Source organism: Aliarcobacter vitoriensis (genome assembly GCF_048320235.1).
Classification (GTDB): Bacteria; Campylobacterota; Campylobacteria; order Campylobacterales; family Arcobacteraceae; genus Aliarcobacter; species Aliarcobacter vitoriensis.
Genome location: NZ_CP182882.1, coordinates 1,829,319 through 1,855,035 on the forward strand (window position 1 = coordinate 1,829,319; position 25,717 = coordinate 1,855,035).

At 26.3% G+C, this 25,717-nt stretch carries 22 protein-coding genes; 16 read left to right on the forward strand and 6 right to left on the reverse strand.

Translation table 11 applies throughout. The features are described from left to right. Positions 1-129: 129 nt before the first annotated feature. On the reverse strand, positions 130-1,362 hold the full coding sequence (locus ACNSOS_RS09090) for an apolipoprotein N-acyltransferase (protein ID WP_418185040.1): 1,233 nt from the start codon (positions 1,360-1,362) through the stop codon (positions 130-132). A gap of 28 nt (positions 1,363-1,390) precedes the next feature. Here ACNSOS_RS09090 and yajC point away from each other — a divergent pair, with 28 nt between their 5' ends. The 4 genes from yajC to ACNSOS_RS09110 are packed head-to-tail and all read left to right on the forward strand — an operon-like array spanning position 1,391 to position 4,432. Next, positions 1,391-1,660 carry a preprotein translocase subunit YajC gene (gene yajC, locus ACNSOS_RS09095; protein WP_113895155.1) on the forward strand — a complete coding sequence of 90 codons (270 nt, stop codon included), beginning with the start codon at positions 1,391-1,393 and terminating at the stop codon, positions 1,658-1,660. A gap of 56 nt (positions 1,661-1,716) precedes the next feature. After that, a complete protein-coding gene (gene secD, locus ACNSOS_RS09100) occupies positions 1,717-3,282 on the forward strand; it encodes a protein translocase subunit SecD (RefSeq protein WP_418185041.1) in 1,566 nt (521 codons plus the stop codon). After that, positions 3,282-4,250 (forward strand): protein translocase subunit SecF, encoded by a 969-nt coding sequence (gene secF / locus ACNSOS_RS09105; protein WP_113895157.1) that lies wholly within the window; start codon positions 3,282-3,284, stop codon positions 4,248-4,250. The genes secD and secF overlap by 1 nt, the downstream gene beginning before the upstream one ends. A gap of 2 nt (positions 4,251-4,252) precedes the next feature. Next, the gene (locus ACNSOS_RS09110; protein WP_113895158.1) at positions 4,253-4,432 is read left to right on the forward strand and encodes a hypothetical protein; all 180 of its coding nucleotides are present in this window, start codon (positions 4,253-4,255) and stop codon (positions 4,430-4,432) included. Here ACNSOS_RS09110 and ACNSOS_RS09115 read toward each other — a convergent pair. Genes ACNSOS_RS09115 through motA form a run of 3 tightly spaced genes read right to left on the reverse strand, consistent with a single transcriptional unit; the run spans position 4,425 to position 6,348 of the window. Further along, complete coding sequence (locus tag ACNSOS_RS09115) at positions 4,425-4,841, reverse strand: hypothetical protein (RefSeq protein ID WP_418185042.1); 417 nt, start codon at positions 4,839-4,841, stop codon at positions 4,425-4,427. The genes ACNSOS_RS09110 and ACNSOS_RS09115 overlap by 8 nt on opposite strands. Then, positions 4,841-5,587: a flagellar motor protein MotB gene (motB, locus tag ACNSOS_RS09120; protein WP_418185043.1), complete on the reverse strand. Its 747-nt coding sequence runs from the start codon at positions 5,585-5,587 to the stop codon at positions 4,841-4,843. Before motB ends, ACNSOS_RS09115 begins: the two co-directional genes overlap by 1 nt. 8 nt (positions 5,588-5,595) lie before the next feature. Continuing rightward, positions 5,596-6,348, reverse strand: coding sequence for a flagellar motor stator protein MotA (motA, locus tag ACNSOS_RS09125; RefSeq protein ID WP_113895161.1), 753 nt, complete (start codon positions 6,346-6,348; stop codon positions 5,596-5,598). A gap of 158 nt (positions 6,349-6,506) precedes the next feature. Between motA and ACNSOS_RS09130 the strand changes: the two genes are divergently transcribed. The 5 genes from ACNSOS_RS09130 to ACNSOS_RS09150 are packed head-to-tail and all read left to right on the forward strand — an operon-like array spanning position 6,507 to position 13,107. After that, positions 6,507-6,851, forward strand: a complete 345-nt coding sequence (locus ACNSOS_RS09130) for a DUF6394 family protein (protein ID WP_113895162.1) — start codon at positions 6,507-6,509, stop codon at positions 6,849-6,851. Further along, positions 6,851-9,316: a leucine--tRNA ligase gene (leuS, locus tag ACNSOS_RS09135; protein WP_418185044.1), complete on the forward strand. Its 2,466-nt coding sequence runs from the start codon at positions 6,851-6,853 to the stop codon at positions 9,314-9,316. Before ACNSOS_RS09130 ends, leuS begins: the two co-directional genes overlap by 1 nt. A 1-nt stretch (position 9,317) precedes the next feature. Beyond that, positions 9,318-9,833, forward strand: a complete 516-nt coding sequence (lptE, locus tag ACNSOS_RS09140) for an LPS assembly lipoprotein LptE (RefSeq protein WP_113895164.1) — start codon at positions 9,318-9,320, stop codon at positions 9,831-9,833. A gap of 6 nt (positions 9,834-9,839) precedes the next feature. After that, positions 9,840-11,003, forward strand: a complete 1,164-nt coding sequence (locus ACNSOS_RS09145) for a bifunctional folylpolyglutamate synthase/dihydrofolate synthase (RefSeq protein ID WP_418185045.1) — start codon at positions 9,840-9,842, stop codon at positions 11,001-11,003. Further along, positions 10,987-13,107: a TOTE conflict system archaeo-eukaryotic primase domain-containing protein gene (locus tag ACNSOS_RS09150; protein ID WP_418185046.1), complete on the forward strand. Its 2,121-nt coding sequence runs from the start codon at positions 10,987-10,989 to the stop codon at positions 13,105-13,107. Before ACNSOS_RS09145 ends, ACNSOS_RS09150 begins: the two co-directional genes overlap by 17 nt. Positions 13,108-13,109: 2 nt before the next feature. Here the strand turns inward: ACNSOS_RS09150 and ACNSOS_RS09155 are convergent, their stop codons facing one another. Beyond that, positions 13,110-14,813, reverse strand: coding sequence for a lysophospholipid acyltransferase family protein (locus tag ACNSOS_RS09155; RefSeq protein ID WP_418185047.1), 1,704 nt, complete (start codon positions 14,811-14,813; stop codon positions 13,110-13,112). Positions 14,814-15,205: 392 nt separating this feature from the next. Between ACNSOS_RS09155 and ACNSOS_RS09160 the strand changes: the two genes are divergently transcribed. From ACNSOS_RS09160 to ACNSOS_RS09170, 3 genes are all read left to right on the forward strand, one after another. Beyond that, positions 15,206-15,916, forward strand: a complete 711-nt coding sequence (locus tag ACNSOS_RS09160) for a DUF445 domain-containing protein (protein WP_418185048.1) — start codon at positions 15,206-15,208, stop codon at positions 15,914-15,916. Positions 15,917-16,058: 142 nt separating this feature from the next. Next, on the forward strand, positions 16,059-16,823 hold the full coding sequence (locus tag ACNSOS_RS09165) for a DpnI domain-containing protein (RefSeq protein ID WP_418185049.1): 765 nt from the start codon (positions 16,059-16,061) through the stop codon (positions 16,821-16,823). Further along, positions 16,824-17,348 carry a hypothetical protein gene (locus ACNSOS_RS09170; RefSeq protein ID WP_418185050.1) on the forward strand — a complete coding sequence of 175 codons (525 nt, stop codon included), beginning with the start codon at positions 16,824-16,826 and terminating at the stop codon, positions 17,346-17,348. A 7-nt stretch (positions 17,349-17,355) separates the two neighbouring features. Here ACNSOS_RS09170 and ACNSOS_RS09175 read toward each other — a convergent pair whose 3' ends face one another. Continuing rightward, positions 17,356-17,766 (reverse strand): hypothetical protein, encoded by a 411-nt coding sequence (locus ACNSOS_RS09175; protein ID WP_113908638.1) that lies wholly within the window; start codon positions 17,764-17,766, stop codon positions 17,356-17,358. Positions 17,767-17,872: 106 nt separating this feature from the next. On the opposite strand from ACNSOS_RS09175, the gene ACNSOS_RS09180 reads away from it, so the two are divergent. The 4 genes from ACNSOS_RS09180 to ACNSOS_RS09195 are packed head-to-tail and all read left to right on the forward strand — an operon-like array spanning position 17,873 to position 25,636. After that, positions 17,873-18,178 carry a hypothetical protein gene (locus ACNSOS_RS09180; protein WP_418185051.1) on the forward strand — a complete coding sequence of 102 codons (306 nt, stop codon included), beginning with the start codon at positions 17,873-17,875 and terminating at the stop codon, positions 18,176-18,178. Then, a complete protein-coding gene (gene mfd, locus ACNSOS_RS09185; protein ID WP_418185052.1) occupies positions 18,178-21,165 on the forward strand; it encodes a transcription-repair coupling factor in 2,988 nt (995 codons plus the stop codon). Before ACNSOS_RS09180 ends, mfd begins: the two co-directional genes overlap by 1 nt. A 26-nt stretch (positions 21,166-21,191) precedes the next feature. Continuing rightward, entirely contained in the window at positions 21,192-22,883 is a 1,692-nt protein-coding gene (locus tag ACNSOS_RS09190; protein WP_418185053.1) for an autotransporter assembly complex protein TamA, read from the forward strand. Then, positions 22,880-25,636 (forward strand): translocation/assembly module TamB domain-containing protein, encoded by a 2,757-nt coding sequence (locus ACNSOS_RS09195; RefSeq protein ID WP_418185054.1) that lies wholly within the window; start codon positions 22,880-22,882, stop codon positions 25,634-25,636. Before ACNSOS_RS09190 ends, ACNSOS_RS09195 begins: the two co-directional genes overlap by 4 nt. Positions 25,637-25,717: the final 81 nt, after the last annotated feature.

Here is a 25,717-nt window from a genome sequence, read left to right on the forward strand (position 1 = left end):
CTTCATTTCCATAATATTTTTAAGCATGGGTTCTAAAGTATTTATTTAATTTTGAGATTAAAATTTCGATACAAAGAGTACACTTTCCTTTTTACTTTGGAACTCATACTTAAGGGTATATCGTATCCTTTATGGTCTATATACTCTATTTTGACTTCCATTTGCTATATGAAAAATAGTAACTCCATATTTCTTTGAGTAGTATTTTAGAAGTAAATGTTGCAATGTTGGCTCAATTGATGGAGTAAACCAAGCATTATTTGAAATCATAATCATATATCTTGTATCACCTAAATTTTCATAAATTGTGTCGGTTGTTCCTTCATAGCAAATAGCATTTCTATATTTTTCACCTAAAATATTGAAATCAGTTGGTTTATCTGCTTGTGTATAATCTTCTGCTCCGTTATAAAAAATATTATTTATAAAATCAACAAAAATCTTAGGAAGTGGGATTTTTTCTCCAAATGGTACAAGCACTACTTTTTGTGCAATTTGAACTTGTTCTTTACTATAATGATATGAAGCATTAAAAATTTTATTATCTTCTACATATAGAGCACCAGTTATAATATCTATCTCTTTTGATAATTCTAAAAGCATATTATTTATTTCTGGATAACGATTTAAAGCTACTGTAAAAGCTGTTTCTGGAAGAACAACTAAATCATATTTTTGTTCAATTGCTTCAAATATTTGATGAAAATTTTCTTTAATTAAAGTATCAAAATGTTCTTTTTGCCATTTTAAATTTTGATCTACATTCATTTGAGGCATAAATATTTTTGCTTTTGTTGTATCTATAAATTCTCCATTTCCAAAGTTTAAAGTAAATAAAAGAGGAACTATTGCCAAAGCTTTTGCTCTTTTTAATTTAATAACAAAATACATAGCTAAAAGAATTAAAGCAAAAGATAGTTTTGTAGTAGATATGTATGAATCTACAAATAATAATTCAAGTTTTAACCAATTAAAACCAAAAGGAGATATAAATAAAAATGCAAAAACCATCAATATTCTAAATGATAACTTATCAATAAATGCAAATAAGAGAAAAATTATTCCAAAAACAAGACCTATACCTAACAGTAATAATGGAGCAATATAAGCTATTCCATAGTATTGAAGTGAAATTGCCATCCAATAACACCAAAAGATTCCTGTAAAAAATCCAGCATAAAAAAGAGCTTTTTTAGGAATTGTGAGTAAGAAATATATTCCAGCAAGACCTAAAATAGTATTTATTATCTTTATTTCTATTTCAAAATGTGATAAATATATAAATGTACTTAATAAAATTGCAGTAATGAAGCCTTTTATTATATAGATTTTGTTAAAATATTCAGTTTTTAATAAAAACATAATTTACTCTTAAATAAAAGGAAATTCCATGCAAGGTGATTTATTAACTTCATTGTTACCCTTAGTTGCATTATTTGCAATATTCTACTTTTTAATAATTAGACCACAACAAAAACAAGCAAAAGCTCACAAAGAGATGATTGCTAATCTTAAAAAAGGTGATAAGATTGTAACAAATGGTGGCTTAATGGTAGAAGTTGTGAAGGTAGAAGAGACATACTTTTTAGTAAAAAATAGTGATGGATCTGAAATGAAACTTGTAAAAGAGTTCGCTGCTAGACTTTTAGAAAACAACTAAATCAAATTTAAGATATGTTTAGCATATCTTAAATAGCCTTCATAAAGGAAATTATATTGAAAATTTTTAATTTTAAACTAACAATTTTTTTAATAACTGTTATATTTGGTGTTATTTTTGCAATACCATCTTTGTTCCAAACTAACTATGGGAAAAAGATTAATTTAGGTTTGGATTTGCAAGGTGGATTACATATGCTTTTAGGTGTAAATACACATGAAGCTGTATCTTCTAAAATAAAATCAATTGCAACTGCTGTAAAATATTTTAGTGATGATGAAGAGTTGCTAATCGATGGATTAACAATTCTTGAAGATAGTATCTTTTTTTCAGTTTTAGATAAAGATGAAATGCCTAAAATGGACAAAATGCTTCAAGAAATAAGTGGTTTAGATGTATCTAAAAAAGATTTAGATTATACTATCAAACTAACGCAAGAAGAAGTTATAAAAACAAAAGATTACTCTGTTGCACAAGCTGTTGAAACTATACGAAATAGACTTGACCAATTTGGATTATCAGAGCCAACTGTTTTAAGACAAGGTGAGTCTGATATTGTTGTTCAATTACCTGGAATTAAAACTGCTGAAGATGAAAAGGCTGCAAGAGATTTGATATCAAAACCAGCTAATTTAGAACTTATGGCTGTTGATGAAGATAGAATGGAACAAGTGTATAATATGACAAGTTCACAAGCAGCTGCTTATGGAAACTTGATACTTGAAGATACAAATGATCCAAATAGAAAATATTTGGTAAAAGAGATACCAATTTTAGATGGAAGTCAAATAGTCGATGCACAAGTTGGATTTAGTCAATCAAATCAACCAATAATCAATTTTACTCTAAACTCTGCTGGTGCTAGAATTTTTGGAGATTTTACAGCAAAAAGTGTAGGAAAAAGATTAGCTATTGTTCTTGATGGAAAAGTTTATTCAGCACCAAATATCAATGAAAGAATTGGTGGTGGAAGTGGACAAATAAGTGGTGGATTTACTGTGGTTGAAGCAGGAAATGTTGCTATTGCTTTAAGAAGTGGAGCATTACTTGCTAGTGTAACACTATTGGAAAAAAGAAGTGTTGGACCATCTTTAGGAGCTGATAGTATTCAAGCTTCAATGATTGCTCTTATCTCTGGAACAGTTTTAATATTTTTCTTTATGTTGATTTATTACAGACGAGCAGGATTTATAGCTAATATTGCACTTATTTCAAATATTTTCATTCTTTTAGCAGTAATTGCTTTATTTGGTGCAACTTTAACTCTTCCTGGAATGGCAGGTATTATTTTAACGATTGGTATGGCAATTGATTCAAATGTTATTATCAATGAAAGAATAAGAGAAGTTTTAAGATCTGGTGCTAGTGCTGCAAAAGCAATAGAAGACGGATATTCAAATGCTTTAAGAGCTATTATTGATGCAAATGTTACAACACTTTTAGTTGCAATAGTATTATATGCTTATGGAAGTGGTGCTATAAAAGGATTTGCAGTTACTATTTCTATTGGAGTATTAACATCAATGCTAACAGCAATTATAGGAACTCATGGGATTTATCAAGCGATATTACCAAAAATTACAAAAGATAAAGATAATAAAAAATGGTTTGGAGTTAAATAATGGAAATTTTTAATAATGATAAAACCTATGATTTCATGGGTAAAAAAGTACCTTTTTTAGCAATATCAGGAATTTTAATTGTTGCTTCAATTGTTTTATTATTAACAAGAGGTTTAAATTATGGAATTGATTTTGTTGGTGGAACAGTTGTACAAGTAAAGTATGAACAAGAAGCACCAATAGATAAAATAAGGGAAGTACTAAAAGGGACTTCTTATGAAAACTCTACTGTTACAGAATTTGGTACAAAAGAAGAAGTAACTATACGTTTTACAGGTAGTTCTAGTGATATTACAAATGATGTTAGTGATGTGATGAATAAAATTTTAGTTCCAACTGGAGATTTTGAGATTAGAAAAATCGATATGGTTGGAGCAAAAGTTGGAGCAGAACTACGAACAAAAGGAGTTATGGCATTAACTATGGCTTTATTGGCAATGCTTATTTACATTGCGATAAGATTTGAGTGGAGATTTGCTGTTGCTTCTATTATTGGATTAATTCACGATGTTATAATAACTTTAGGACTTATTAGTCTATTTAAAATAGATGTAAATCTTGATATGATAGCCGCTATTTTAACATTGGTTGGGTATACAATAAATGATACGATAGTTGTAAATGATAGAATTAGAGAAACTTTACAAACAACAAAAGAACAAAATTTAGATTTATTAATCAATGATTCTGTAAGTAGAACTTTATCAAGAACAGTTTTAACATCATTTTCAACTTTATTCGTTGTTGTTACAATGCTTATTTTTGGTGGAGAAATCATTTATGCGTTTTCATTTACATTATTTGTTGGAATTATAATTGGAACTTATTCTTCAATTTTTATAGTATCACCATTTATTAAATTTTTAGGATTTAATACAGATGCTTATAGAAGCAAAGAAGCACAAAAAGAAGCAAATAAAAAAGAAAAAGCAAAACTAAGAGCTATGTACGAGCAAGGAAGAGTATAAGAATGAAAGAAATGAGTATTTTTAAAGTTTTAGTTCCTATTATTTTATTAATATTAGTTTTAATTGGGATTATTTTATATAACATATTAAAAAGTCCAAAACAAGAAGATATAACAAAACCAGATAAAGAGCCATCTTCTATTCAAGATAGAAGAGATGCTTTAAAAGGTATGTTTAACTAATAGAGTCTTTCTTTAAAAGCAAAAAGATGAAATATGCACCTAATAAATTTATAGGTGCATATACAAACTGATAAACCCAGTTATCTATGAAAAGATAGATAAAAGAATTCAATAAAAATAAAAAAATCAAAAACTTAAGTGAATAATTTATAAATGGTTTTAAAATATTCATTTTTACTATATCTAATTTTAATAAAACTATTAGTAGAAAAAATAGATTAAATAGTAAAGATATAAATGAAAGTATGAAATTTTTAGCTATTACTACATTGTAACTTTGAGTTAAAATAGCAATAGCTAAAACAGAAATTGAACCATATTTAGCAAATTTATCTAGCTCTAAAAACTTTTTTAAGCAACACTTTTTTTTAGTGTTTTCCCAAAGGGTTCTGAATTTTTTATCTTTCATCACTCTTTCATTCTATTAAAAATATCTTCTAAGTTTTGATCATCTTCACTAAGAGTATCTCCATTTGTACGAAGTTCAAATAAAACAATTCTTTTATCTGCTAATGTACTAGTTTTGTTACTTCCAAATCCACTTGAGTATAATCTTGATGGATCAATATTGTGTTTAATTAATTCTCTAATTACATTATTTGCTCTTGCAGTTGAAAGATCTAAAGCATCTTTATATCTAGAGCTTCTAACTTCACTATCTTCAGCGTAACCTTTCACATTTATCTCTGTATCACTTGGCATAGCTTGTATTAATTCAGCTAATTTACTTAAAAAATCATTTGCAAAAATAGACGTTATTTCAGCTTTCCCAACTTCAAAAGTTAGATGTGCTGGAACGCTCATTAAAGAGCCATCTGGGAGTTCTATTAAATTTGCTCCCTTATTTTTATTTTGCTCTAGTTGTTCTTTATTCTCTAAAGTGTGAACAATTACTTTTCTTCCCTCATCTGGTTGTTCAGAAGGATCATCAGTCATAGATTTTTCAGTATTATCCTGTTCTTTTAACGTATCAGCTGTAGAGAAGTTATATATTTTGACAAATTCTTCTTTTAATGCTTTTTGTTTTTCAACATTTGCCGATGCTAAAGCATATAATGCAATAAATAGGGCTAAAAGAAGACTTAAAAAATCTGCATAAGGAACAGCCCATTTCTCTCCAGCTGGGCATTCACATTTACTCTTTTTTTTAGCCATTTAAAACCTTATAGTGGCATAGGAGTAATCATTTTAGTGAGTCTTAATTTAAGCTCACCTGGTGCATCACCTCTTGCCATACCTTTACAAGCTGCTAGAATAAGTTGTTGTTCTTTTACAACAAGATGTCCTTTTGCTTTTAGTTTTGCTCCCCATGGACCTAAAAAAATATATGATCCAGCAATCCCCATAACTGTAGCAGTAAAAGCTCCTGCAATACCTGCTGCCATTGCTGCTGGATTATCAAGTTGTTGTAATGCTAAAATAAGTCCAAAAACAGCCCCTACAAGTCCAATAGTAGGTGCTGTCTCTCCTGCATGCATCCAAAAATGAGAAGCTCCATGATAATAGTGTTCTGTTTCTTCTATTACAGGCTCTAGTTGTTCTTCAATTTGTTCTTCTTTTGAACCATCTATAACCATACTTAATGCTTCTTTTAGGAAAGCATGTTCTATAGCCTGAACATCTTTTTCCAAGGCAAGAACTCCTTGTTTTTTTACAGTAATTGCATATTCAACAAGTTCATCTATCCTAGCTTCATAATTTACTGGAGATTTTTTAAATACTCCTTTTAGCTCTTTAAAAGCTGCTTTAATTAAGTGTGATTCAGTTGCTGTTACAGAAGCTAAAATTGCAGTTGGAATAACGATTATAAATGATGCAATATGAAGAACTCCTGCAGGATTACCACCCTCTAAAATAACTCCTACAGAAATAGAGGTTAAAGCTCCTATTAGTCCTATTAATACAGATAAATCCATTTATTTTCCTAAAAAAAAATTGTATTTACTATATCTAAAAAATATTAAATATTAGCTGTAGAACTTTATTCAGAAATATAAACTCAAGTATTAAAATAAGTTTTTTATCAATTTTTGGATAATATAACCGCTTAATTTAAATAATTTAAAGGAAAAAAATGGATTGGGGTAAGGTAACCTATATTTTCTTAACTTTAATGTCATTAACAACAACGGCTGGATTTTTATATGATCCATCTACAATAGCGTTATTTATTGCTGCTGGTGTTAATATTATTTCTACAATTTTAAAAATCGGTGTAAAAAATCTATTAGCAGCTGAATTATTGGCTAGTTCTTTGGTTGCTGATTTACACTTAATACCAGCATTTTTAGTAATGGTTATGACTGGAAATATGAAGCTAGTATTTGCTTTAGCAATAGGTGCTGTTATTGCAAATATTGTTTCAATGGCACTTTCATTGATAGAAAGCGCAAAAAATCAAGATAAGGATGATTATTAATGGAGTATATTTCAAAGAATATTGAAGATAAATGGCAAAAATTTTGGGATGAAAATAACTCTTTTGAACCAAGTGAAGATTTAACAAAAGATAAAAAATATATTTTAAGTATGTTTCCATATCCTAGCGGAAAAATACATATGGGACATGTTAGAAACTACTGTATAGGTGATGCTTTTGCTAGACATTTTAGAAAAAATAATTTTAATGTACTTCATCCAATAGGTTGGGATAGTTTTGGTATGCCAGCTGAAAATGCAGCGATAAAAAATAAACTTCATCCAAAAAAATGGACTTATGAAAATATTGATTATATGCGACAAGAATTAAGATCTTTGGGATTATCTTTTAGCAAAAATCAAGAGTTTGCAACAAGTGATGAACTTTACACGAAATGGGAACAAGAGTTTATTATAAAAATGTATGAAGCTGGAACTATATATAGAAAATCAGCAACTGTAAATTGGTGTCCTCATGATCAAACAGTTTTAGCAAATGAGCAACTTGAAGATGGATGCTGTTGGAGATGTGGAACTGAAGTTGTTCAAAAAGAGATGCCAGGATATTATGTAGGAATCACAAAATATGCTCAAACTTTACTTGATGATTTAAAACTTTTAGAGAATAATTGGCCATCACAAGTTTTAACAATGCAAGAGAACTGGATAGGAAGAAGTGAAGGTTTAGAATTTAAATTTGATTTAACAAAAGAGTCAAGAGCAAAAATAGAAAGAGCATTTACAAAATATTTTGTATTTACAACAAGACCAGATACTATTTATGGAGTTACATATTCTGCTTTAGCTCCTGAACATCCAATAGTAAAATATATAGTTGAAAAAAATCTTTTACCAGAGAAAAAAATTAAAGCTATAAAAGAGATGCAAAAAATCCAAGAAAGAGATAGAGCAGTTTTAGAAAAAGAAGGAATAGATTTAGAAATAGAGGCTGTTCATCCTTTAACTGGTCAAACGATTCCTATTTGGGTAGCCAATTTTGTATTGAGTTCTTATGGAGAAGGTGCTGTTATGGCAGTTCCAGCTCATGATCAAAGAGATTTTGAATTTGCTTTAAAATATAAACTGCCTATGAAACAAGTAATTGTAGGAAAAGATGGATTTATAGAAAAACCAACAGAAGCTTTTGTAGATGAAGGTACATTGATTGATAGTGAAAGTTTTTCTGGATTATCAAATAGTGATGCTAAACAAGCTATTATTTATCATTTTGAACAGAACTCTTTAGGAATAAAAAAAGTAAATTATAAGTTGAGAGATTGGGGTGTTTCAAGACAAAGATATTGGGGAGCTCCAATTCCATTTGTACATTGTCCAACGTGTGGTTTAGTTCCTGAAAAAATAGAAAATCTTCCTATTTCTTTGCCAGAAGATGTAGAGATTACAGGTGAGGGAAATCCACTTGATAAGCATCCAACTTGGAAACACTGTTCTTGTCCTAAATGTGGAGAAAATGCTTTAAGAGAAACTGATACTTTAGATACTTTTGTACAATCATCTTGGTATTTTTTAAGATATGCAACAAACTATAAAAAATGGCAAAAAGAAGGAATATCAAAAGAAGATAGTAATTATTGGATGGATGTTGATCAGTATATCGGTGGAATTGAACATGCCATTTTACACCTTTTATATGCAAGATTTTTTACAAAAGTTTTAAAAGATTTAGGATATACAAATTCAACAGAGCCATTTAATAGACTTTTAACTCAAGGAATGGTTTTAAAAGATGGTGCAAAAATGTCAAAATCAAAAGGAAATGTTGTAGATCCTGATATGATAATTGAAAAATATGGAGCAGATACTGCAAGATTATTTATACTTTTTGCAGCACCACCAACTAAAGAGTTAGAATGGAATGATAGTGCAGTTGAAGGTGCATATAAATTTATAAAAAGATTTTATGAAAGATCAAATAATGTAACAAAATCTGGAGTTGAAGGTATATTTAAAATAGATCATTCAATTTTAAGTAAAGAAGAGAAAGAAGCTAGAAAAAAAGTTTATGATGCACTTGTAAAATCAAATGAAGTTTTAAATAAAACTTATGCTTTCAATACTTTAATAGCATCTTGTATGGAAGCTTTAAATGCTCTTCAAACACAAAAAAATGACCTTATTTGGGCAGAAGCATATTATATTTTAACAAATATTTTAGAACCAGTTATCCCTCATACTTGTTGGGAAATATCAAATGAATTATTTTCACTTAAAAACTTTGAAAAAAGTTTGGAAGTAAAAGAAGAAGTATTTGAAAAAGATAGCATAATTTTAGCTGTAACTGTAAATGGAAAGAAAAGATGTGAAATTGAAGTAAATCCAACTACAACTAAAGAAGATATACTTATTTTAGCAAAACAACAAGCTTCAAAATGGATAGGTGAAGCTGAGATTTTAAAAGAGATTGTTGTTCCAAATAAATTAGTAAATATTGTAATCAAGGCTTAATATGAAATTTTTTAAAGTATCTATTTTTGCTATTTTTATATCTATTTTTTTAATTTCTTGTGGGTATAGACCTTCAACATATTATGCAAAACAAGAGCTAGGAAAAGATATTTTTGTAAGATTAGATGTTAGCTTATCAGATCCTAGAAACTCTGTTTTAATAAAAGATGCAGTTACAAAGATTTTGGTACAAAAAGTCGGTTCAAATCTTGTAAATAGTGATATTGAAGCCGATGTTATAATGGATTTGAAAATAAATTCTGTTAGCTTTTCAACTTTACAATATGATGCAGATGGATACAATAAATTGTATAAAGCAAGAGTTGTAATAGGAGTAAAATATTTAAATAAAGCAACACAAAAAGTAAAATCTTTTAGTGTTGATGGAGAATATGATTTCGCAGTTGACAAAGGTGCAACTATCAACGATTCTCATAGATATGAAGCTATTACAAAAGCTAGTGATCAAGCTGTAACTGAAATTTTATCAAGAATTGCAGTTGCATCTTTTAATTAAAAGAATATGAATTTAAAAAGTATAAATTTAGATGAGTTTTTGAAATATAAAACTATGTACTATGATAAAATTGATTTTAGTTTTGTAGTAAAAGCATGGACTATTTTACAAACTAAAATCAAACTTCCTTTTGTTATTCATATTGTTGGAACAAATGGAAAAGGAAGCACTGGAAGATTTTTATCTCACTATTTACACAAAAAAAGGTATAAAACTTTACATTATAGTTCACCACATATTTTAAAATTTAATGAAAGAATCTGGATAAATGGCTTTGATGTAAGTGATGAAGAACTTGAAAATGCACATAAATTTTTACAAAATATATATGATATCGAACTGTTAGAAAAACTTACATATTTTGAATATACTACTCTTTTGGCTTTGTATTTATCAAATAATTTTGATTATTTGGTTTTAGAAGCTGGACTTGGAGGAGAATTTGATGCTACAAATGTAGTTAAAAATGATATATCTTTGATTACTACAATAGGATTAGATCATATATCTTTTTTAGGTGATAGCATAGAAAAGATTGCTACTACAAAAATGCGTTCAGTTGATAATAAAATGCTAATAGGTTATCAAGTGTTTGATGAAGTTTATGAAACGGCACTAAAAGTAAAAGAGCAAATTTTAAAACAAAGAGATATAAATATTGAGATTTTAAAAGTTACTGATTTTGAAAAACAGTCATTAAATCCCAAATTTGCTACTTATTTGAGAAGAAATTTACATTTAGTTATAGCTTGTTTAGATGAACTTAACACTCCAGTTGATTTAAAACTTTTTGATGATACCCCACTTTTTGGAAGATGTCAAAAAATAGAAAACAATATAACAATAGATGTAGGACACAATCCTTTAGCTGCTTTGGTTTTAATTGAAGAATTTAAAAATAAAAAAGTAAATTTGATATATAACTCTTATGCTGATAAAGATTATAAAGAAGTTTTGAGTATATTAAAACCTATTATAAAAACAATTTTAATTTTAGATTTAGATGATAAAAGAGTAGTACAAAAAGATGAACTTTTAAAAGTTATTGATGAATTAGAAATAAAACAAAGCCCTAAATATGAACTCAAAGATAATGAAGAATATCTAGTATTTGGTTCTTTCTTGGTTGTTGAAAAATTTTTAAAGAATTTTTATGATAAAAACTCTTGAACAAAAACTTGAAGATTTATATTTACAAAAATCAAAACTTGAAAATGAGATTTTACTTTTAGAAACTCAAATAAAAGAGCAAACAACAACGATTAAAAAGAGTTTATCAAAAGATGAAAAAATAGAGCTTTTTAAAGATTTATTTATAGCTAGAAGTGATATATATGCAAAAAAATGGATTAGTCGTGATGGAAAAAAAGAGGGATTCTTTCCTGTAACTGCAACTTATCAAGGTGAAGATTATTTGCCTTTAACAAATAAAGAGATAGAAGAGCATTTAAGAGGAAATGTTTTTTTAGCAACATATACAATTGACAATAAAAATGTGTCAAAGTTTATAGTTTTTGAATTAAATAGCGAAGATGTTTTTAAACTTCAAAGAGTTTTAAATGAGCTAAATATAAAGGCATATTACTCTTTAAGTTCTTATAACTCTTTATTTGCTTGGATATTTTTTGATGAAGTTTTATCTTCTAAAATAGCTTATAATTTTGCTTTATTTTTACAAAAAAAATCAAATATTAGTGCAAAAATATATCCAAACAAAGAGTTTGCTACAAAAGAGAGTTTGGGTTTTAGTTTGGAGTTACCACTTCAACTAAGATTTAGAGATAAAAACAGAACAGTTTTTATGGATATTGTTACAAATAAAATTTATGAAGATCAATGGTTTGTTTTATCAAATATAAAAAAAGTTTCAAAAAATATTGTTTATAACTTTGCTCAAATTCCAAATTTGAAAAATATAGAAAAAGATTTAAAAAATATTGAATTACCAATCAATAGTTTTGAAATAGTTCTTAATAATAGCATTGCAATCCCAACTTTTAATCTATCAAAGTCATTTATATCAAAATTAAAATCTTTTGCAACTTTTGAAAATCCACAAATAAAACTTCTTTTGTCTTTGCGAAAACCATTATACAATACTCCAAAATATATAAAAAGTTATGATGAGGATGAAAAATATTTATATCTTCCAAGAGGATTAAAAGATAAAATATTTGATTTTTGTAACTCTTTTGGAGTGAAATTTACTATAAAAGATGAAAGAATTTTTGAAGAAATAAATACAAAAGAAGTTCTTTTTAATCTTCGTCCAGAACAAGATGAAGCCATAAAAGAGATAAATAGAAAAGATTATTCTATTTGTGTTGCTCCACCTGGATTTGGTAAAACTTTAATAGGAGCAAAGATTTTTGAAAAAAGAGCTTGTAAAACTTTGATAATAGTAAATAAAAATATGCTACTTGACCAGTGGATTAGCCGTTTTGTAGAGTATTTTGGATATACAAAAAAAGATATAGGATATCTTGGAAAAGGGCAAAATAAATTAAATGGCACTTTGGATATAGCAACTATGCAAAGTTTGAATAACACACCAGATATTATAAAAAATTACTCTTTTGTAATTGTTGATGAGTGCCATCATATCCCTGCACTTACCTTTGAGCAAGTTGTAAAAAGTTTTAGTGGAAAGTTTATTTTAGGGCTTAGTGCTACACCAAATAGAAAAGATGAGTTAGAACCTATTTTATATCAACAATTGGGTGAGATATCGTATGAATATAAAAAGAAAAAATCTAATACAAATAAGCTTTTAGTGGTAAGAACGGATTTTGTAAGCAATGCCGATAACTATACAACAATAGTAAATGAGCTATGTTTAGATGAATATCGTAATAAGCAAATAGTTGAAGCTATAAAACAAAACTTACATAGAAAAATATTGCTTTTAACAGATAGAATAGAGCATATAAATATTTTAGAAACAATGTTAAAATATGAAAATATAGAGTTTGTATCAATTCATGGAAGCCAAAATAAGAAAGAACAAGTTGAAAATATGCAAAAGATTAAAAAAAGTTCTTTGATTCTTGCGACTACTTCATATTTTGGTGAAGGTATAGATTTCCCTCATTTAAATACTATTTTATTTGCTACTCCTATTTCGTATCACGGAAGGTTGATACAGTATTTAGGCAGAATTGGAAGAGGGAATCAAGAGTGTTTAGCCATAGACTTCCTTGATTCAAAAAATCCTATGCTAAACTCAAGCTATAAAAAAAGAGTCGAAGGCTATAAACAGATGTACTATAAATAATCTTAGTTAAAAATATATCTTTGTTTTATATGTTCTTTTATTTTATCTATTTCAACTAATATAAAACCATCAACACAATCATTGAAATCTTTATCTACACTAAACTCTAAAAATCTTACACCATCATCATTTGTTAATTCACTATATTGTTTATATAAAGCTGGAATAGAAACTCCAATGTTCAATAAAGCTGATTTTAATCTTCTAAAATCTTGTTTTTTATCATCAAATTTGAAAAATTCTCTTATATCAAAAAGGTTATTTGTATAATAATATGGGCTTGTTGCTTCAACTAATATTTTTGGTTCTTCAAAATAGTAAGTGTAATAAAACACCAATAAATCTTTTGCTAAGGATGGAAAAGTCCCAGATATAGATACAGGTCCAAACATATATTTTATATTTGGATTATTTTTTAAATATGCTCCAATTCCAAACCAAAGATAGTCTAAAGCTCTTGTTCCCCAATATTTTGGTTGAACAAAACTTCTTCCTAATTCAATAGAATTTGTTAGATAGGGTTTAAATTCCTCATTGAATTGAAATAATGAATTAGAGTAAAAACCTTTTATTCCAAACTTTTTATAAACAAAATCGCAGTTTGCTATTCTATATGAACCTACAATTTCTAACTCATTTTTATCATATAATATTATGTGTTGATAGTAAACATCGTATTTATCAGTATCTCTTTTTTTATTTACACCTTCTCCAACTTTTCTAAAAGATAACTCTCTTAATCGTCCAATCTCTTTTAAAACAATAGAATCTTCAATATAATCGTATAGATATATCTCTTTTTCATCATTTGTTTGCCCTAAAAGTTGAGATTTCTTAAGTTCATTGTATAAATCAGTTCTATTTACAGGATGTGCTATTGCACTTTGTGTTTCAAAAAAAGACTTTTTGCCTTTTTTTAGTGCATAAAGGTGTTTTTTATATAGATTTACTAAAAAATCTTTATCCAAACCTTTTGGTGTCAAATTTTCGTTTTGTATTATTTGCCCGATTTTTATATTGATATTTTTTGATTTTTTATTAAACATCTCATTTGATAATAAAAGAGTTGAAAAAGTTTTATTTATCATAGAGATTGTATAAAATGTTTTTGAGTTTTTTGCATCTAAAAATATTGGTAATATGGGACTATTGCTATTTTTTGCAATACTTAAAAAACCTTTACTCCAAACTTGGTCTTTTATGCCTTTTGGTGTTGCACGGCTTACTTCTCCTGCTGGAAAAATGATAACTGCTTCTTCTTTGTGTAAAGCATCATATATTTTTTTTATACTACTTTTTGATTGTACATTTGAAAAGTTATTTACACAAATCATCAATGGTTTTAATGCTTCAAAGCCTAGTAAAAAATCATTTGCCAATATTTTTACATCTTTTCTTACACTTCCAATAAGCTTTAATAAACAAAGTGCATCAAGCCCACCTAAAGGATGATTTGCGATGATTACAACTTTTCCTGTTGATGGAATGTTTTCTAAATCATTACTTGAAACTGTGTAGTCAAAATCAAAATAATCCAAAACAGCATCCACAAATTCGAAACCTTTTAAGTGTGAATTTTGTGATAAAAATTTATTTATTGAATCTTCATGAACCAATTTTTTTGCTATTTTTAATAAAGATTTTTTTAAAATATTCTCTTTTATGTTTGGAAACTTTTTTTCTATCTCTTTTTGTATATTTATCATCTCTTCTCCTAAGGATTATTACTCCAACAATAAAATAAATTAATTTTAGCCACATTTTTACCATCAATTTTTGTTTGTAATTTATGAAGACATACATCGTATGTTGAGTAAATTTTGGACAAAAAGAATGTGTAAACAATGTGAAAGAAAACACCTAAATGTTAGTTCTATTATAAATATTTTTTGCGTTGAAAGTTATCGCTTACGCAATGGTAAGCTTCTAACTTTCGCCTTAAAAATACTCACAATAAAACTACTAAAATTTCATTTATTTTATTGTTGGAGTAATATGTATTTTAAAAAATGTTAGTAACAAATTAGTTACAAAATGAAAATTATTTCTTTTAAAAAAGATATGATAAAATTTTGTTATTTTTTCTCAAGGATGTTTTATGAATAAGGCTGATATTACAAATTTAATTACTGTTTTAATAATGGCTTATGGATATTCAAATAATAATGATTTGATATTTATGGTTGGACTTTTTGCTTTAAGTGGTGCTGTTACAAACACTTTGGCTATTTATATGCTTTTTGAGAAAATACCTTTTTTATATGGAAGTGGAGTAATAGAAAATAAATTTAAAGATTTTAAACTATCTATTCACAAGTTAATAATGCAAGAATTTTTTACAAAAGATAAGCTAAATATCTTTTTTCAAGAAGATTTAGACAGTACTAAAAAAACTATTGATTTTAAAGGTATTTTAGAGAAAACAGATTTTTCTAAAGCTTTTGATAGTTTAAAAGAGTCTGTTGTTGAATCTCCTTTTGGTGGAATGTTAGGAATGTTTGGTGGAGTTAATGCTCTTGAACCACTAAAAGAACCATTTGTAAATAAACTTCGTAGTTCCATTATAGATATTTCAAATACCCAATCTTTTCAAGATATTGTAAGTAATGCTTTGAAATCTCAAGATTTTAGCGATGATATTTATGAAAAATTAAGCCTTATGGTAGATAAAAGACTAGATGAACTAACACCAAAAATGGTAAAAGATATCATCAATAATATGATAAAAGAGCATTTGGGTTGGCTTGTACTTTGGGGAGCAGTTTTTGGTGGATTATTTGGACTTTTTGGAGTTTTAATTATGAAATAATTATTATGGTAGAATAGATAAAATAAATATTTGGGTGGTTTACTTTGTTTTTTGAATTATATTCAAAAGAACTTTTGAATGGCAAAGAAGTTTTTTTATTTGATATAAACTTTGAACTTATAAATTCTTATAATGTTGTAAAATGAATTTAAAATCTTATTTTGAATTAGGTAACAAATATAAAAGTAATTCACAAAAGGCAAGGGTCTTTACTGAAATGTTTGTTGAAGAAACTTTTTACTGTCCATATTGTGGTTCAAGTTTAATAGGGTGTGATAATAATGATAAAGTAAGAGATTTTAATTGTAGTAAATGTAATGAAAATTATGAATTAAAATCTAAACAAGGTAAAAGTTTAGGTAAAACAATAGCAGATGGAAAATTCAATACAATGATTGAAAGAATTAATAGCAATAGTAATCCAAATTTTTATTTTTTAAATTATGATAAAAATAATTTTGATGTAATAAATTTCTGTGCCGTTCCAAACTATTTTTTTACACCTAATATAATTATTCCAAGGAGAAAAGGGATACCAAATCGTCCTGATTATATTATGTGTAATATTTATATATCAAATATTCCAAGCTCTGGTAAAATTTTTTATGTAAAAGATAGAGAAATAATAAGTAAGGATAAAGTTCTTTATGATTGGAACAAAACTTTATTTTTAAAAAACTCAAATAATATAGAAGTCAAAGGATGGTTGCTTGATATTATGCAATGTATTGAAAAGCTTGATGGAAAGAAATTTAGTTTAAGAGATTTATATATTTTTGAAAACTATTTAAAAATAAAACATCCAGAAAATAATAATATTCAAGCAAAAATACGACAACAATTACAAAATTTAAGAGATAAAGGTTATTTGAAATTTACAAATAGAGGAAATTATGAGGTTATATAAATGCCAATAACAAGAAATTTAGCATTAAAAATTATTAAATATTTAATTGATAATCCATCTTTTAATTTTCCATTTTTAGTGATGTGTAAAGGTTATGGAATTGATACAGATGATAATGATTTTCTTGAGATTGTTCCAGAAGATGATTATGCAGACTTAGTAGAAGATTCTACATATGATACATTTGAATTATGGGAAAATTTGCAAAATTTGGATGTATTGACTATTGAATTAATGTTAAAAGGTTTCCTTGAAAAAATATTATTACAAGAAAATACAAATTTATTAAAAAAAGAATTTATATTCATAACATTTGAAGGATATACATTTCAACCAAATAGCGAAGAAATTATTCCAGATATTGAAAATATGCAAGTAATAGGATTTTCTAATGGAGTAAATAGCAATGAAGCCTTTAAGAATTTGAAAAAAGAAAAAATCTATTTAGAAAAAACAAATTTTGATGAAATAATTGCTATTGAATTAAAAGAGAAGAAGTTTGAATATTTTAATTTAAAAAATTAAGTTAGATTTACGAATAAAACTCCACAGAAGTAGCTCGATTTCTAACTGGAGTTTCATCTTGTTCTTTTAACTCTCTTTGTTTTTTATCTAAACTTGTTTTTGTGATTTGTTCATCGATTACCTTTTTTCTTTCTTGTTCTAAAAGGATTTTATTTGTCAATCTTTCTATCTCTTTTTCAAGTTTTTCTATCTCATCTAAAAGAAGGTTTTTTTCTATTACTAAACCACTATTTTCATTTTTTAATTGTCCAAAACGCTCTTTAAATAGTTTATTCTCTTTTTCTATAATTTCGTTGAATTCTTTTAAATTTTTTACTTCTTGTTCTAAAATCACATTCTTTTTTATCAATACAAGATTTTCACTCTTTAATCGTTCAGAGTCTTGCATTGCAAGGCGACTTAAAAGTTCATAATTCATAAATAATCCTTTTAATAAAGATAAATATTATATTATACTATAAAAAGATGGTAATTTGTCATAAAACTTTAATATGTTAATATTATGCTTTTTTAAAGGATTGAAAATGGTAACAATAGATGTTTTGGTTTTGCTTGAAGTTGAAGGGCTAGAAAATAAAGATGTATTTGAAAAGCATATCAAAAAAGAGGGTTTTTCAAAAGTTGAAAATGAAGATTTTGTATATACAGGAAATTCAACAACAACAACTTTTTCTACAAAAGCATATATTTTGGAAGTTTTTAAAAAAGGTTTACAAAAAAGTGGTTTTGATAGTGCAAATTTGATTTTTTTATTAAATGAAACACCATATCCAGCATATTATTATGATAAAGATACAAATGATTTTGAATTGGTAAAAGAAGAGAAATAGTGAAAAATATTTATGAATTTTTAAAGAGTTTACAAAATGAAAAGAGATTAAAAGAGTGCCAACTTCTAATAGTAAATGATGATGTTCAAGCACAAATTGCGAGTGATATTGTCACTTATTTGGGATTTAAACCATTTGTTTTATCAGATTTTAGAGCAAATTTTGGAGATGATTTACTCTCTTTTAGTCAAGAGTTACAAGAAATAACAAAAAATTTAAGTGATTATTATAAATACAAAAAAGAGAATAAAATACTTATCTCTCCTATAAGAACTATTAGTTTTCCTTTACCAAAAGAGAGATGTTTTGATGAATTTACAATCAATTTTGCTGATAATATAAATATTGAAGAGTTTAAAAGTAAGCTTTACAATTGGGGATATTATTTTGTAGATATTGTTACAAGTGAAGGTGAAATATCAATAAGAGGCGATATTATAGATATTTGTCCTTTAGGAAGTGAATTAGGATATCGAGTGAGTTTATTTGATGATGAGGTTGAAAGTATCAGAAAGTTTGATATAGAAGACCAAAAATCTCAAAAAGAAGAGATTGAAAGTTTCTCTATTAACCCAGCTTTTTTAGCATTAGATGAGCAAACTTTTGAAGATATAAATGAAAAAGTACAAACAATTTCAAGTGATGCTTTTGTAAAAGATATTCACTCTTTAGGGTTTTGGTATTTAGGCGATTTAGCACAATATTTACCACAAAATCTAAACTCTTTTATCACTCAAGAAGCTTTAAGTGAACTTGATGAAGTTTATGTTTTTGAAGAAAAAAGAGTAAATAAAGATAAATTTTTATTAACTCCACAAATTTACAGTAGTAAAAACTATCAAGAGATAAATCCTGCAAATGTAAAAGAGTTTATCTCTTTTCATAAAGATAAAAAAATAACTATCATTTCAAATTCAGAAGCAAAAGTAAAATCAGTTGATCTAGATTTGAATGATAAAAATATAAAGTATATTTTTGAAAATTTGATATTAAATTTAATAGGTGATGATGAAGTTATAATCTCACTAAATAAAGAGATAAAAAAAAGAAGAAAGAAAAAAGTAAAACTTGTCCTTGATGAACTACAATATAATGATTTTGTAGTCCATGAAAAACATGGAATTGGTCAATACAAAGGAATAGAACCTGTTGTTGTAATGGGAGCAAAAAGAGATTTTGTGATTTTACAATATCAAGGAGAAGATAAACTTTTAATTCCTGTTGAAAACTTAGATACTATTGATAGATATGTTGCGGATGGAAGTTCTTATGCCATTGTTGATAAACTAGGTCGAGGAAGTTTTGCAAAATTAAAAGAGAAAGTAAAAGATAGGCTTTTTGAAATAGCAAATGATATTATCAGACTTGCAGCTGCAAGAGAGCTTGTAAATGGAATAAAAATAGATATAAATAAAGATTTAATATCAACTTTTCAAAAAACTTCAGGCTTTGCTTATACAAAAGACCAAACTAGAAGTATAAATGAGATTTTTTCTGATTTAAGTAGTGGAAAAGTTATGGATAGACTTTTAAGTGGAGATGTAGGTTTTGGTAAAACGGAAGTTGCTATGAATGCACTACTTGCTGTTATTTCTAGTGGATATCAAGCAATTTTTGTATGTCCTACTACACTTTTAGCTACTCAACATTTTCATAGTATTCAAAAAAGATTTGAAAAATTTGATATAAATATAGCAAAATTAGATGGTAAAACTAGTGCAAAAGAAAAAACTAGTATCAAAAAATCATTTGAAAATGGTAGTTTAAAGATGATAATAGGAACTCACTCACTTTTAGATATAAAATCAGATGATTTAGCACTTGTAATCATAGATGAAGAGCATAAATTTGGAGTAAAACAAAAAGAGAAATTAAAAGCTTTAAGAGAAGATGTGCATATTTTTTCTATGAGTGCTACACCAATTCCAAGAACTCTAAATTTAGCCCTATCAAAATTAAAAGGTATGAGTAGTCTTTTAACACCACCTAGCGAAAGATTGGGTGTTCGTACTTTTGTAAAAGAGTATAATGATAAACTTATCAAAGAGATAATTTTAAGAGAAAAAAGAAGAGGTGGACAACTTTTTTATGTTCATAATAATATAGCTTCAATTGAAGCAAAGAAAAAAGATATAGAAGATATTGTTCCAAATATCAAAGTAGATATTATACATTCTCAAATCAAACCAGATAAAGCTGAAAAGATAATTGAAGCTTTTGAAAACAAAGAGTTTGATATTTTACTTGCTACTTCAATAGTAGAATCAGGAATTCACTTACCAAATGCGAACTCAATTATCATTGATGGAGCAGATAGATTTGGTATTGCAGATTTACATCAACTTCGAGGTCGTGTTGGAAGAAGTAATAAAGAAGGTTATTGTTACTATGTAGTTGAAGATAAAAAATCTATAACGCAAGATGCAGTAAAAAGACTTGTTGCTTTAGAATCAAACTCTTATTTAGGAAGTGGAACAGCTCTTGCTCACCAAGATTTAGAGATTAGAGGTGGTGGAAATATAGTTGGGGTTGATCAAAGTGGACATATAAAACAAATAGGTTATGGTTTATATTTAAAAATGCTTGAAGATACTTTGGCAACTTTAAGTGGTGAAAAAACACAAGATAAAAAAACAGTTGATATAAAACTTGCTATTTCAGCTTATATTAGCCAAGAGTATATAAGTGAAGATAGAGTAAGACTTGAACTTTATAGAAGACTTAGTAAAGTTATTTCTAAAGAAGAACTTTATACTATTGAAGAAGAGATGGAGGATAGATTTGGTAAACCAGATATTCCGACAAAACAGTTTATAGAACTTATTTTGATAAAGATTTTAGCAACACAAAAAAATATTCAAACAATAAGTTCTTATGAGATGAATATTACTTTTGTTAAAGAAAATGATACAAAAGAGAGTATAAAATCATCTAGTAAAGATGATGACGATATTATAAGTGCAACTTTGGGATATTTAAGGAGATAGTAATTGCTAAATATAGAGTTTTTTAAATGCGATATAAACTTTTAATAATAATTCTTTTATCTTTAAACTCTTTTTCAAAAGAGATTAGAACTATCGATTTTGATGGAGATATAGATTTAGTATTAGGAGATTTTTCAAAATCAACTTTAGAAAAAGTTTGTGATATTTCGTATCCAAGTTTTTATAAATTTTGGAAAGAAAATCCTATATTTAGTGAAAATGACATAAAACTTTGCAGAGATTTAATCGAAAATTATTCACAAAGTATAGGATTTTATAACTCTTTAATATCTTATAAAATAGATGAAGAGAAAGCTACCTTTAGTATAAAAAAGAATGAACAAATAAAAATATCTTCAATAACAATAGATGATGAATATAAAAACTTAATCGAACTAAAAGTTAATGAGGGATTTGAATCATCAACTTTTACAAATTCTAAAAAAAATATTTTAAAATATCTTGGAGAAAAAGGTTATCCAAAAGCAAAACTAGATGCAAAAGCTTATGTAGATATTGATGACTACAAAGTTGATATAGAGTATAAAATCACAAAGAATGCTATGCAATATTTTGGAGATGTAAAGATAGATAATAATGCAAAAATTGATACTTCACTTTTAGAGAAAAATCTTGAATTTCATAAAGGAGAGCAATATAACTCAAAACTTATAGATAAAACTTATGAAAACTTATACAATTTTGGTATTTATAAATATATTTCAGTTGAACCAGATATAACTAAAGAGGGTGATATTGTTCCTGTTGATATAAAACTTATTCAAGGCGATTATAGAGAAACTATGTATGGTTTTGGGTATGATACGGATACAAAATTTAGATTTAAAGCTCAATATAAAAATGAAAACTTTTTAGGGAATTTAAAGCAATTTACAATAGGAACAAAAGTAAATAGTGATGGATACAATATTTACAATAACCTTTATAATCCATATTTTATAAGAGATGATATCTCTTTTAACAATGATATTTCGTATGAAGATATGGATTATAAAAGCTATTCACAAAAGAAAATAGAAGAAAAATTGTCTTTTTCAAAAGATTTCTTTGGCTTATCTAACACTGCTGGAATTTTACTAGAATACTCTACAATAAAATCAGATTTACAAGAATATAAAAGTGGAAGTTATCTTCTAAACTCATTTTTTTATGAAATAATTTTTGATAAAAGAGATGATGTTCTAAATCCAAAAAATGGATATTATTTATCTTTTTATATTGAAAATGGTAGCAAAATATTGGCTAGTGAAATTGACTATATTAAGACTTTAAGTCAGTTTAGATATATAAAAACTTTTGATAAAGTTACAAGTTCATTTAAAACAAGTGTAGGAACACTAAATAAAGATTTACCTATTTTTAAACACTTTTTTGCTGGTGGTGATTATAGTAACCGTGGATACTCTTATCAAAAAGTTGGACTTAAAGATTATGAAGATAAGCCTTATGGTGGGCTTTCTATGATTGATAGTAGTTTAGAATTTGAGTATGCTTTAAATAAAGATTTAGGAGTAGTGACTTTTTTTGACTCTACAATGTTAAGTTTGCAAGAGAATAAATTTAACGATAAATTCTATAACTCTTATGGAGTTGGAGCTAGATATTATACTCCTATTGGACCACTAAGAGTTGATTTAGGTTTTCCTATTGATGAAGGTGGTTTTGTATTTCATATAGGAATAGGGCAAGTATTTTGAAAATCTTAAATATTTTAAAATATCTATTTTTTACAATAATTGCAATGTTTTTTGTAGGATTTTTGTATTTGATAACTTCAAAAGAAGTAACACAAAAAATATTTGATTATGTAAGTTTGGAAGTTCCTTTAAAATATAGTAAAGTTGAAGGAAGTTTATATTCAGGTATAAGAATAGAAGATTTAAATTATGATGATATGGTAAAAGCAAAAAGCTTTTATATAAAACCTAGCCTTTTATCACTTTTAATAAAAGAGATTTATATCTATGATTTAAAAATAGAAAATATAATTTTAGAAGATAAACTGTTTACATTTATAAATGAACCTAAAGATGAAGAGCAAAATAGTAGTTTTGATATACCATTTTCATTGTTTATCAAAAACTTTGAAGCAAATTTAAATGATTTTATTTATGAAGACAAAAAAATAGATGAGGTAAATTTAAAAGCAAAAAATTTCAGTTCCAATTTAAAAGATAGTCTAAATGCAGATATTTTTACAACTATTAAATCAAATTTAGCTTTTATTGAAGCTTCTATAAATTTAGATAAAAACAATTATAAATTAGATTCAAAAATAGAGTTAAAAGAGTATATAAATGCAAATTTTCTACTAAAAGCAAATGGAAATTTAGAAAAAGTAGATTTTGATTTAAGTAGTGGAGATTTAAAACTAAAAGATATTGATGAAAAATTTAATATCCAAAATTTAAGTTTGAGTGGAAACTACGATATAAAAAATGCAAATCTTGAAATTTCTAGCTTAAACTCAAATATAAAATATGACAAAATAGACTCAAATATACAAGCAAAAGCAAAATTACTAAACAATGATTTGGATAGTTTAGATTTTCATATAAATCTACAAACTACTATAAAAAAGAGTGTTTTTGAAGCATTGCATAAAGATATAAATATAAATTCAAATTTTAATGGAAATCTAAAAGAGATAAAATTTACAAATCATTTAGAATCAAACCAAGTAAAAATCGATAAAGAGATTGTAAAAATAGATGCTACAAATTTGGATGGAGTTTTAAAAATAGATGGAAAAGATATTGATATTCTTGCAAATACAAATTTAAAAAATTTTGGAAATATAAAGGTAAATAGTTCATATAAAAAAGATATTTTAAAACTGGATTTAAACTCTAAAATTGCAAATTTAAAGCTAGATAGTAAAGATTTAAAAAAGTTTATTTTTGATGTAGATATAAAAAATCTCAATCCAAATGATTTTTATAAACTAGATGAAATGATAAAAATAGATAAAATTGCTGGAAAAATAAAAGGTGAATTTGAAGAAAATCTTTTTTTAGATGCAAATTTATATTTAAATGATACATTTACTTTAAATTCAAACTTTAAAACAAAAAAAGATGATTTTGAAGCAGTAGTAAAAAATAGTGTTTTTCAAGCAAATATAGATAAAAATGCTGAAAACATAGATATAAAAGCAAATATAAAAGAACTTAAAAATCTTGAAAAAGAACTAAGAAAAATCTTAGAAATCCCAGCTTTAAATCTAAGTGGACTTATAGATACAAAGATAAAAATATCTTCAAAAGATATAGATTTTGAGTTAAATAGCCCAAAAATATCACTAGAAAATGAAAGTTTTGAAAAAATAGATGTAAAAGGAAAATTTAAAAATGAGAATATTATCTTAGATAGATTAGATTTTCGTATAGGAAAAATTTATGATATAAATTTATCAAAAAATTTTACTCTTTTAAAACCAGCCTTTTTCAATATTTCTAATTTTGATGGAAATATTGAATTTGAGAATCTTACATTAAAAACTTCAAAGGAAGATAAAAATATAGTATTGAATATAGCTACAAATGAACTAGCTTTAGAACATAGTTCTTATGCAAGTTTAGTTTTAAACTCTAAATTAAATATAAATATAGATGAAGATAATAAAATTTTTGTTTTTGGGAATATAAAAGCAAACAACCTAAAAGCTTTTTACAATATTCCAGCTCTAAGTATCAGCAAAGATAGAGATATTATAATCGTTTCAAAAAAAGACACTATCATACAAAAAGATTTTTTTGTAGAAAATATAGCTTTGGAACTTTTAATTGTTTCTGATGATATAAAATATAGTGTTAAAAATATTGATTTAAAAACAAAGGCAAATTTGAATATAAAAAAAGAGTTCAATCAAGCAATTAAGATATTTGGTTCTGTTCAAGGAGTTGAAGGTACTTTTACTGAACTTGGAAAAACATATGAAATAAGAGATTCAAATATCAATTTTAGAGGGCTTGAACCTGTAAATCCGATTTTGGATATAAAAGCTTCTACAAAAGTTGATAATATAGAAATATCTATTGTGATAAGTGGAACTTTGGAAAATCCAAGAATCAATCTAAGTTCAAACCCAATGATGAGTCAAAAAGATATTTTATCTTATCTGATTTTTGGAACAAATTTTTCGGGTGAATCAAAAAATACTCAAAGTAAACAATCTCAAGCATCTTTGTTTTTATTAAATGAACTTTCAAAAGATTATGCAAAAGAGTTGGGTGTGGATATGATATCTTTTCAATATGACCCAACAACTCAATATATAGAAACAAGTATTGGAAAAAATATAGGTGAAAAAAATAAAGTTGTATTGAAAAATAAATCACAATCAGGACAATTGATATTTATGAGAGAACTTACAAAACTTTGGAATATAGAGCTAGGGTTTGAAGAAAAAACTCAAAGTATAGATTTGATTTATAAAAGAAGATATTAGTATAGTTTTATATATAAATTTAAATAAATAATCAAAAATAAAACTTTTAGGACATTTTTTAGCCACTTTTTTTTATTACAA

Excerpts from the sequence above, each read along its gene's own strand:
- ACNSOS_RS09115 (WP_418185042.1), bottom strand. The coding sequence starts at position 4,841 with ATGAAAGATAAAAAATTCAGAACCCTTTGGGAAAACACTAAAAAAAAG.
- ACNSOS_RS09190 (WP_418185053.1), top strand. The coding sequence starts at position 21,192 with ATGCGATATAAACTTTTAATAATAATTCTTTTATCTTTAAACTCTTTT.
- ACNSOS_RS09150 (WP_418185046.1), top strand. The coding sequence starts at position 10,987 with ATGATAAAAACTCTTGAACAAAAACTTGAAGATTTATATTTACAAAAA.
- secF (WP_113895157.1), top strand. The coding sequence starts at position 3,282 with ATGGAAATTTTTAATAATGATAAAACCTATGATTTCATGGGTAAAAAA.
- ACNSOS_RS09165 (WP_418185049.1), top strand. The coding sequence starts at position 16,059 with ATGAATTTAAAATCTTATTTTGAATTAGGTAACAAATATAAAAGTAAT.
- ACNSOS_RS09130 (WP_113895162.1), top strand. The coding sequence starts at position 6,507 with ATGGATTGGGGTAAGGTAACCTATATTTTCTTAACTTTAATGTCATTA.
- ACNSOS_RS09170 (WP_418185050.1), top strand. The coding sequence starts at position 16,824 with ATGCCAATAACAAGAAATTTAGCATTAAAAATTATTAAATATTTAATT.
- ACNSOS_RS09110 (WP_113895158.1), top strand. The coding sequence starts at position 4,253 with ATGAAAGAAATGAGTATTTTTAAAGTTTTAGTTCCTATTATTTTATTA.
- leuS (WP_418185044.1), top strand. The coding sequence starts at position 6,851 with ATGGAGTATATTTCAAAGAATATTGAAGATAAATGGCAAAAATTTTGG.
- yajC (WP_113895155.1), top strand. The coding sequence starts at position 1,391 with ATGCAAGGTGATTTATTAACTTCATTGTTACCCTTAGTTGCATTATTT.
- ACNSOS_RS09155 (WP_418185047.1), bottom strand. The coding sequence starts at position 14,813 with ATGATAAATATACAAAAAGAGATAGAAAAAAAGTTTCCAAACATAAAA.
- motA (WP_113895161.1), bottom strand. The coding sequence starts at position 6,348 with ATGGATTTATCTGTATTAATAGGACTAATAGGAGCTTTAACCTCTATT.
- lptE (WP_113895164.1), top strand. The coding sequence starts at position 9,318 with ATGAAATTTTTTAAAGTATCTATTTTTGCTATTTTTATATCTATTTTT.
- ACNSOS_RS09180 (WP_418185051.1), top strand. The coding sequence starts at position 17,873 with ATGGTAACAATAGATGTTTTGGTTTTGCTTGAAGTTGAAGGGCTAGAA.
- ACNSOS_RS09090 (WP_418185040.1), bottom strand. The coding sequence starts at position 1,362 with ATGTTTTTATTAAAAACTGAATATTTTAACAAAATCTATATAATAAAA.
- motB (WP_418185043.1), bottom strand. The coding sequence starts at position 5,587 with ATGGCTAAAAAAAAGAGTAAATGTGAATGCCCAGCTGGAGAGAAATGG.
- ACNSOS_RS09145 (WP_418185045.1), top strand. The coding sequence starts at position 9,840 with ATGAATTTAAAAAGTATAAATTTAGATGAGTTTTTGAAATATAAAACT.
- ACNSOS_RS09175 (WP_113908638.1), bottom strand. The coding sequence starts at position 17,766 with ATGAATTATGAACTTTTAAGTCGCCTTGCAATGCAAGACTCTGAACGA.
- ACNSOS_RS09160 (WP_418185048.1), top strand. The coding sequence starts at position 15,206 with ATGAATAAGGCTGATATTACAAATTTAATTACTGTTTTAATAATGGCT.